Origin of the sequence: Pseudoalteromonas sp. J010 (genome assembly GCF_003934235.1) — a bacterium.
Taxonomy (GTDB): Bacteria; Pseudomonadota; Gammaproteobacteria; order Enterobacterales; family Alteromonadaceae; genus Pseudoalteromonas; species Pseudoalteromonas peptidolytica.
In genome coordinates this window covers 1-9,644 of the sequence record NZ_RDBW01000005.1, presented here as the reverse complement: position 1 = coordinate 9,644, position 9,644 = coordinate 1, and the positions used below count along the sequence as shown (strand labels likewise).

Annotated in this window: 6 protein-coding genes; all 6 read right to left on the bottom strand. The window is 42.5% G+C overall.

From position 1 onward, the window contains the following. Positions 1-2 precede the first annotated feature (2 nt). Positions 3-173, bottom strand: coding sequence for a helix-turn-helix domain-containing protein (locus EAG18_RS03985; protein WP_125251113.1), 171 nt, complete (start codon positions 171-173; stop codon positions 3-5). Between the two features lie 631 nt (positions 174-804). Next, positions 805-2,229, bottom strand: a complete 1,425-nt coding sequence (locus EAG18_RS03975; protein ID WP_125251112.1) for an FAD-dependent oxidoreductase — start codon at positions 2,227-2,229, stop codon at positions 805-807. Positions 2,230-2,535: 306 nt separating this feature from the next. Beyond that, the gene (locus EAG18_RS03970) at positions 2,536-5,634 is read right to left on the bottom strand and encodes an efflux RND transporter permease subunit (protein WP_125251111.1); all 3,099 of its coding nucleotides are present in this window, start codon (positions 5,632-5,634) and stop codon (positions 2,536-2,538) included. Continuing rightward, positions 5,634-6,734: an efflux RND transporter periplasmic adaptor subunit gene (locus EAG18_RS03965; RefSeq protein WP_125251110.1), complete on the bottom strand. Its 1,101-nt coding sequence runs from the start codon at positions 6,732-6,734 to the stop codon at positions 5,634-5,636. The genes EAG18_RS03970 and EAG18_RS03965 overlap by 1 nt, the downstream gene beginning before the upstream one ends. 16 nt (positions 6,735-6,750) lie before the next feature. After that, complete coding sequence (locus EAG18_RS03960) at positions 6,751-7,476, bottom strand: TetR/AcrR family transcriptional regulator (RefSeq protein WP_125251109.1); 726 nt, start codon at positions 7,474-7,476, stop codon at positions 6,751-6,753. A gap of 188 nt (positions 7,477-7,664) precedes the next feature. Then, positions 7,665-8,327 carry an alpha/beta hydrolase gene (locus tag EAG18_RS03955; RefSeq protein WP_125251108.1) on the bottom strand — a complete coding sequence of 221 codons (663 nt, stop codon included), beginning with the start codon at positions 8,325-8,327 and terminating at the stop codon, positions 7,665-7,667. Positions 8,328-9,644: the final 1,317 nt, after the last annotated feature.

Genomic DNA, 9,644 nt, shown 5'->3' with positions numbered 1-9,644 from the left:
CCTTATTGTTTTTGTTCTTCAATCCATTTCTCTAGGTCAATTCGCTTAAAGCGCCATGAACCACCCACTTTAAAGCCGGGAAGCTTACCTTCGCTCGCAAGGCGATAAGCTGTTTTTTCATTCAACTTGAGGTATTTAGCAACCTCTTGAATCGTAAGTATTTCGTCTGTCATTGGATTATCTCAATAATGAACTTAGTTACAATATGAGAAAATTAGGGAAATAACAAGAAATTACCTTACCGGTTTGTTAGAATTTTTAATTGTCATTAGATATCACGCTTTATCATCAAACTAGCAATTTTTTTTATGCGTCCACGAATTCATAAGAGAAACCAGAGATGATACCTAACTAATAAACCCTTGTGTCTGAGATTATGAATTTTTGAAAATGCCTTTTCAAAGCCAGATTTTAGGCCAAATCCTATACAAAATACTCTCGCAGTTATACTGTTTAAGTTGTCTGTGTATTTACTTATTTATAGGTGTGGCTCAGCTCTGTACTGGTAATGTGCTGTGTCAATAAATGTTTGCTTGATATGGTTGGACACCGTTTACTCATTCACAAGGAGCCACTTCTTTTGAACATGGCTTATTTAACTTATTTAGGAAAAAGCTGATAGTAATGTCGCTTCGGCTGATTTTGAGTCCAGAAGTTTGCGTTGTTTGATTTACCAATAAATTTTCCCTGCCCCTGATTCAAGATAACGTGTATTGCATGCATTATTTCAAATCAGGGTGAAGAAAATTGGCTAATACTTTTTTTTAACTCACCAATCAAATTACTGTGCTAGTAAGCATTTGATTAAAGATTATACTTTTCTTTGACCCTCAATAGGCTGCTTTCAAAGTGCTTTTTGTTTTTCTTTTTATTGATCATAAACTTCGTAAACCCAAATAGTTGACGGTGTAGAGGGTACCACTTATCAAAGTTTGCATGGAATTGGTCAATGACTTTTAATGGAAGTTTGTCCATCAGAGTATAAAAGTTATAGAGCAATTGAGTCATGGCAACAAATGGGAAGGCTTCTGCGTTAGCCTTTTTCAAGGCAACATGATCTATGCTCAATAGTGGCGTGTCTTTAATCTTGTCTTGAAAGAAAACATGTGGAAGAAAGTAGCCAGAGCTAAAAAGCAGAGGGTTATCACTGTTGTTAATTGAGATAACATTGCCGCATTGAGAGTGGTATTGCTCCGACTGCACGTCAGAGTTGAGGAGATACCCAGTACAATTAATGATCCAAGCGCCAGATTCAATAGGCTGTGTTTCGCCACTTCTAAAACACAATTGCGTTTCGTCACCATTGTCTTTTATGTCATCTAAGTAGTCTCTTACTATTGTTTTACAGCCTTGAGTAACAATATCCAGCTCACTTTGAGACAATAAACCAAGTAGAAATTGCTGGGCATCTTTGTGCGGTGAGAGAGCATATTTGGATTTTACAAATTGGGTGACTTCTGCCTCATTATCGCCGTTGAAGAGGGTTGCACACTGCGTCATCATATCTAGGCTAGTTGTCCCTTTCCAATATTTATCCAAACCCGGCGGAAACATGATGTCTCTATTTAGGAAGTAGGTTCCTTTACCGATAATAAGGTGAATGGGTAACTGTGGGTTTGCTTGTAATAAATAATGGGCAGTATCCATCGCCGTCTTACCACCACCAACAATATAGATTGGTTTATTACTATCTATAATGTGCTGTTGATTTTGTGGTATTTGTTCAGGCGTAATTGAATGTACTTTGTCACTCGAAAAGGCTAATACTTGGCTTGGCTCAATGCCAAATCCAACACTTTTTATTAATTTTTTAGTATGGATTTGTCGTGTTGTTTCTTTTGAGGCTAAGCGAACTTGTACGATGCCATCATCTTGTGAGTCATGACTAAGGTAGCTATGCTGCATTAAGGGAATAACAGTCAAATGCTGTTCTACTTCGCTTACACAGCGCTTAAAGTGGGCTAAGATCTCATGTCTGTCAGCTAAATAGGACTCGTGTCGATCTAAACCCCACTTCATATTACCTATCGTAAATTGTTTGTAGGGCTGATGTAACCTTACATAATCGTAGGTGTCATTCCACATACCGCCAATAGATTCTCGCTTATCTACGAGTGCCACAGTCGCGTTTTTTGGTAAGTACTGCTTAGCTGCATACAGTGCATTTAATCCTGCAAGCCCTGCGCCTACAATACAGAGATCCACATTTTCTATGTTGTCTACAATCATTTTAACTGCCTATCCTTTGATTGTGTAAATAATTGAATATTAAAGATTAGTTTTGTGTAATTTTTTTGTAACAACAGGCTGTTTGCTTTACTTTCCTTTCCTTCTAGAACAAGTTGTTACTTGAAAACATATATTGTCACTGAGCGTGATGCTATGGGTGAAATAAAACACGACACCGAGCAAACTTAATTTAAGTACTAGGTACCGTGTTTTACCGAAAGCCAGGCTAAGCATGTGCTCATAGTGGCTTATCAGAGTGGAACAATAAATTAAATTAGTCTGCTTATCGTTCCTCTCTTGATTGTACTAAGCTTGAGCTACCGCTTGTTCTTGTGGGTATGACTCAGTCTCTTGTGCCTCACTACGATGATCACTTGCTAGTTTCTCATAAAGTAAAGGCAGTACGATAAGTGTAAAGAAAGTACCAATGAGCATGCCAGCAACCAAAATGATACCAATACTGTTACGGGCTTCAGCACCAGCACCAGTTACCAATACAAGAGGGAAGTGACCAAGTACAGTCGCGCCCGTTGTCATTAAGATTGGCCTTAGTCTTGTGGCTGCTGCGCCTTTTACAGCATCGTACTTAGACTTACCTTCAAGTTGCAAATGGTTGGCAAATTCAACGATTAAGATACCATTTTTAGCAATTAGACCAATCAAGGTGATCAACCCAATTTGACTATAAATATTCACTGTCGTCAGTGATAAAAACGGCAGCATAAGCGCGCCTGCCAATGCCAGTGGCGCACACCCTAGTAACACAACAAGTGGATCTCTAAAGCTATTGAACTGAATAGTTAATAAGAAGAACACAATCACCATCGCAAATAGCAAGACGCCAACCATGGTGTTACCTTCTTTTCTTAACTGTCTGGACTCACCAGCGTAATCAATAGAGTAGTGGCTTGGTAGTATTTCTCGCGCAATCTCTTCAACTAGGGTTAGCGCTTGTTCTTTAGTCACGTGAGGTAGGGTACCTGCTAAAATCCTAAACGCGCCTTGTTGGTTAAAGGAGCCAAGTACTCGAGGGCTGGTAAATGTACGCAATGTAGCAAATGCAGAAACAGGAATTAGAACACCTGTATCTGTGCTTACTTGCATATTTAAAATATTCTCAGGGTTGTATCTATCTTTATCACCCACAATTGGGATCACGCGATAAGCTTTACCATCCTTATTAAAGTAGTTGGCAAAGTTATTAGACATATACACGCTAAGTTGCTCATTCACTGAAGATAAACTTAGCCCAAGGTCTGCGACTAACTCCCTATCAATCTCAAGTTCTGCTTGTGGCAAATCGATTTTTAGGTCGGTATTCATGAACATAAAACTGCCTGTCGCAGTCGCTCGTTGAATAATTTCATCCGCATATGCTTTCATGGTGATAGGGTCATCACTAGAACGGAAAACCACTTCAACATCAAATTGCCCAGCAGTTGGTAAAGACGCAGGTAAAATAGGGAACAGGGTTAACCCTGTGACGCTACTTAAGCGGCCGTACAAGTCAAAGAGCATATTGTGAACTGAGTTTTCTCGCTCACTAAAGGGCGCTAATGTCACACCACCAAAACCAGCAGAAGCGGTAATAACCTGCCAAGTAAATTCAGCACCTTCGGTTGCATTCATTACCGCAGCGGTATCGTTCATTTTATTTGAGGTATAAGCAAGAGAGGACTCAGGTGGGGCTTCCACCACAACCTGGATACTGCTTTGATCTTCGATAGGCGCAAGTTCTTTTTGCGATAACATATAAAATGGTACCGATAACAAAGAAAATATAATAGCGATGAAGAAGATTTGTGGACGCCATTTAAATAGCGTGTCTAGCGCATTAAAGTAGAACTTTTGGAGCTTATCGAAGTAACTATTGACCTTTTGTGTTAACTTGCCTTCTTTACCCCCCTCTGGGTTTACGTATGCCGCCATAATTGGAGATAAGGTGATGGCAACTAAACCTGAGATGATCACAGCAATCGCCAGTGTGAAAGCAAATTCTCTAAATAAAAAGCCAGTTAATCCCGTTAAAAATCCAATGGGTGCGTATACTGCTGCTAGGGTCAGTGTCATCGCAATAACAGGCACAAGTAATTGACGTGAGCTAATAAGCGCGGCTTGAAATCTAGGTTTGCCCTCGCGCATATGACGGGCAACATTTTCCACCACCACAATGGCATCATCTACCACTAGGCCTACCGAAAGTACAATGGCCAAAATGGTAAGTAGGTTAAGGGAAAAGCCCATTGCAGAGATCACCGCTATGGCACCTAAAATAGAGATAGGGATAGTGATGAGTGGCACCATCGCGGTTCTGAATGACCCCATCATCGCCAATACCACAATACCAACAAGTAACACCGTCTCAGCCAGTGTGGTAAAGATCTCTTTGATAGAATCTCGCATGTACAAGGTGCCATCGTAACCAATTCTAAGGTTCATGCCGTCAGGTAAGATAGGGTTTATCTCATCAATCTTTTTATAAAGTGCATCACCAATGTCAATTTCATTGGCGCCAGGTAGTGCCCATAAGGCTAAAAAGACCGTATCGTGATCATCAAGTCGTGCAGTCACTAGGCTGTCAGCTTCACCTAGCTCTACGGTGGCCAGATCTCCTAGTTTTAATTGTGCACCATCAACCTCTTTGACAATGAGGTTATTAAAGTCCGCGATTGAGCGCAAAGACGTATTTGCCATGACATCAATACGTTGTCTGTTGTTTTCACTATATCCAATGGTTGCAATGGTATTATTGGCGCGTAGTGCACCAAATACATCACTGGCGCTAAGCCCGTAAATGGCTAGCTTTTCAGAATCAAGCCAAATACGCATCGCTGGATTTCGGCCACCTTCGAGGGTGATTTTTTGCACACCAGGAATATCTGACATTGAAGGCACAACATTTCTGATCAAATAATCGCTCACATTGTTACGCGATAGTCCTTGAGACTCTACATCTAGATAGAATACAGCATAGGGACTATCGGCACGCACAGTATGAATTGCAGGGTCTTCTGCACCACTTGGCAATTCAAACTTTATTTGGTTTAACCGTGTTGTGAGTTCAGCTAGGGCGTCAGGAGTGCTATGGTTTAACTCTAACCATGCCGTAACTCGACTGAGACCTGCCATTGTTACTGAATCAACATAGTCCACACCAGGAACCGTTGAAGCAACGCGTTCAATCGGTTCTGTCACATAACCTTTAACTACCTCAGCTGAGGCACCAGTGTAGACGGTATTTATTACTAACGACGCACTTTCTATTTTGGGGTACTGCTGTACAGAAATATCTCTAGCAGCGTTTAACCCTGCCAGTACAATAAGGAGTGAAAATACAATCGCAAGCACGGGGCGATTGACAAATATATCCATAATGGATGGTTTATTTTCATGTAAAGCACTCATTACTGCTCTCCATTATTGCCATCAATCGCAGCAACTTGGTCGGTGTAAACCAGTAAGTTCTCCTGTAGTTTAAATGCACCTTCAGCAGCAATAAACTCACCGCCGCTCAAACCTGTTAATACCAGCTGCTGGTCATGGATCTTATCGCCAAGTGTGACTTTGACAGGTTTTGCTCGCCAGTTTTGTGCGTCATCTTTTTCTAAGATATAAACAAACTCACCAAAATGGTTTCGAGTAATAGCATTGGTCGGTACTATCGCTGCGCTTACTTTTGCTACTGGCACGTTTACCATTACCATTTGGTTGTGGCTTAGTGCTTCGTGATAATTATTAAGCTCTGCACGATAGCGTTGTTGGCGGGAGGCGACGTCAACACTAGGGGTTTTCGCTAACACTCGTGCTGGTTGCTGCACTTGCGAGTGTGATACCGCGACCATTACCTCTTCACCCAACTTTGGTTGTGGTAACGTTTGCGGCATGTTGAAATCAACCCAAATTTTGTCGTTAGTACCTACTAAAAACGTCACGGCATTGTTGGCATCAAGCAACTGACCAACTTGATATTGCTCCATACCGGTATAGCCAGTAAATGGTGCTCGGATGGTCTTTTTTTCGATAAGGGTGGTGAGTCGTTTTACATCAGCTTCATTGATAGCAACCTCAGCTTCCGCTTTGTCTACTTCATCGGGACTAATGCGTTTTTGTTCAAGTAACTTTGCAACACGTTGATAGGTTGACTTGGCAAGTTTTACTCGCGCTTTAGCTGCTTGTAGATTTGCTTCATCAATGCTGCTGTCGAGGCGCAGCAATACTTGATTAGCTTTTACTAAGTCACCAGGTTGAAAGCCAACATATGTAATAAGTCCTGCATATTCATTGCTGACAGTTACGGTCTGTTTTGCATGAAGTTGGCCAACTACTTTTACCGTTTTAAGATGTTCAGTTGTAGAGACATAGGTACTTTTAACCGATGCCGAGGGTTCAGGGAAGGATTCTCCAAAGGCAATAGCAGCTTGGATTTGCGTAAATTTAACAAATCCTAAACTGGTAATGACGATGAGAATAAGTACAAAGGCGATAAGCCAGCGTTTTATGTTCATTGTGATTTTCCTTAAGTTAACGAAGCTCGAGCGCTTGCAATTCTTTCTCTATACGAAGTAGAGAGTCATGGGTTATTGGTGCTTGCCATGGATAACTATTTAGCAGCCTCACTGCGCTTCGAATGAGCGGATCATTGAGCGCAAGAGGTGCCAGCAAAGAGTCAGTACCTTCGACAATTTGGTTAGTTTGTTGCAAACGTAAAACCTGTTCATATCCCACGGTTAGTGCCCAACCGCTGATTATGATTTCTTCAATGACATCATGCAGATTTGGTATATTTTGTAGTTCTCCTGCCTCAATGCCATCAAGCAAGGTTTGCTTGAAAACATTTTCACAGCCGCTACATGATTCAATAATTTTATTGGTCCAATATTCTGAAGCTCTTTTAATTACGGCTTTGTTAGTAGAGTAAGATTGCAGCTCGAAATCGAAGGAAAAACGCTTAATTTTTTGTGGAGAAACCAAGCACACGGCGAGCATTCGCTCTGGCGTGCTTAATGGCAGCGATAAGATTTGTTTAAATACACTAGATACATGGGTAAATGACTCATAAGCCAATGCCATGATTAAGTCTTCTTTGGTTTGCACAAACTTATAAATAGAACCCATAGATAACCCTGCATGCAAAGAGACTTTAGCCATTGTAAAATCAGTGACTGACGTCTCATTGATGCACTGCTCTGCAGCACTTAAAATCATACGTTGCTGAGTTTCGTTATCATACTTTGGTGCTGGTGCCATGTTTTCTCCTGTGATAATGAACCTAATTCGAATAATATTCGAATGCGCTTCAATTATAAGGTTGGTTTTTAAAAGTGCAATAAGTAAACAGAGCATTGTTTGCTCGCAGAAAAGATTTAAAGAGATAGGATGGATTAGAATGAAGGTTTTTTTACGGCGTTCTGCTGAGAGAACGCCACGCTAATTATTTAGTGATTTAAAATCCAGCTTTTAACGGGCTTTACCCACTCGTCTCTTGGGAGGTAAAAAGCACCGTGCTCCTCACCAGTTGAAATAGAAAATTCTGTAAAGCTTTTGAGGGTTTCGGAGCGTGCTTTCACAAAGTCGCAAGAGCCCACTTGATCTGAGGTTTCGTAAACGGATAACACCTTGCCGTAGAGCTGGAGCTCGGTTTTACTTTTGATAAGCCCAGCGCAGCCCGCGAGTACCACGTAGTGAATGGCATCATTTTTTAATGTGTCACTTGCCATTATCGTTAACGCTCCGCCGCGAGAAAACCCCACGAGCGTAATGTTGCTGGCGCTGACGCCCGCATCGAGTAATTTGTGAACCTTGCTTACTAGGATCTTTGTGTATGTTTCTGGTGCAACACCTTTAGGTCGGTGCTTCGCAATTAGTGTATAGGCATCGTCACTTAATGCTTGTTTGATGGCTGGAAAGTCATATTTACCCCAGCGCTTATGAATAGGCGTTTCATTATCACCTTCAACGATGTAGCCATGAGAGTAAAAAACGTATTTGGCAGATGGATTAATCTGCTCTGGTACATCTGGGTAAATTGCTTTTGCAGAGGCGATTGACGCCACGCAAGCAGCAAATGAGGTGCATGCAGCACGTAGTAAGAGATTCATTTTTGAGTTTTTTTAGTTGATGTAGAGAGATGGTAGCTAAGCTTTGAGAAAAGAAGCAAGCGTAGCGCGATGGGTTATTTTGTTTGAGAGAGTTGTGGGCTTGTGGGAGCGAGTTTAGCTCGCGACCTTTTCACTGCTCGCCGCGTAAAGCGGCTCCTACCAAAGTGTTCACCTATGGGAGCAAATTATCCGTGTAGGAGCGAGTTTACCTCGCGATCTTTTCACTGCTCGCCACATAAAGTGGCTCCTACCAAAGTGTTCACCTATGGGAGCAAATTACCCGTGTAGGAGCGAGTTTACCTCGCGATCTCTTGACTGCTCGCCACATACAGTGGCTCCTACCATAGTGTTCGCCTTTGGGAGCAAGTTACCCGTGTAGGAGCGAGTTTACCTCGCGATCTTTTCACTGCTCGCCGCGTAAAGCGGCTCCTACCATAGTGTTCACCTATGGGAGCAAATTACCCGTGTAGGAGCGAGTTTACCTCGCGATCTCTTAACTGCTCGCCACATAAAGTGGCTCCTACCATAGTGTTCGCCTATGGGAGCAAAACTCTCGTGTAGGAGCGAGTTTACCTCGCAGGCTTTTAACTGCTCGCCACATAAAGCGTCTCCTACCAAAGTGCTCACCTACAGGAGCAAAACTCTCGTGTAGAAGCGAGTTTACCTCGCGATCTGTTAACTGCTCGCCACATAAAGTGGCTCCTACCATAGTGTTCGCCTATGGGAGCAAATTACCCGTGTAGGAGCGAGTTTACCTCGCGATCTTTTCACTGCTCGCCACATAAAGTGGCTCCTACCAAAGTGTTCACCTACAGGAGCAAAACTCTCGTGTAGGAGCGAGTTTACCTCGCGATCTGTTAACTGCGCGCCACATAAAGCGGCTCCTACCAAAGTGTTCACCTATGGGAGCAAATTACCCGTGTAGGAGCGAGTTTATCTCGCACGCTTTTAACTGCTCGCCACATAAAGTGGCTCCTACCATAGTGTTCGCCTATGGGAGCAAATTACCCGTGTAGGAGCGAGTTTAGCTCGCGATCTTTTCACTGCTCGCCACATAAAGTGGCTCCTACCAAAGTGTTCACCTATGGGAGCAAATTACACTTGTAGGAGGGAGTTTACCTCGCGATCTCTTGACTGCGCGCCACATAAAGTGGCTCCTACCAAAGTGTTCACCTATAGGAGCAAAACTCTCGTGTAGGAGCGAGTTTACCTCGCGATCTTTTCACTGCTCGCCACATAAAGTGGCTCCTACCAAAGTGTTCACCTATGGGAGCAAATTACCCGTGTAGGAGCGAGTTTACCTCGCACGCTTTTAAC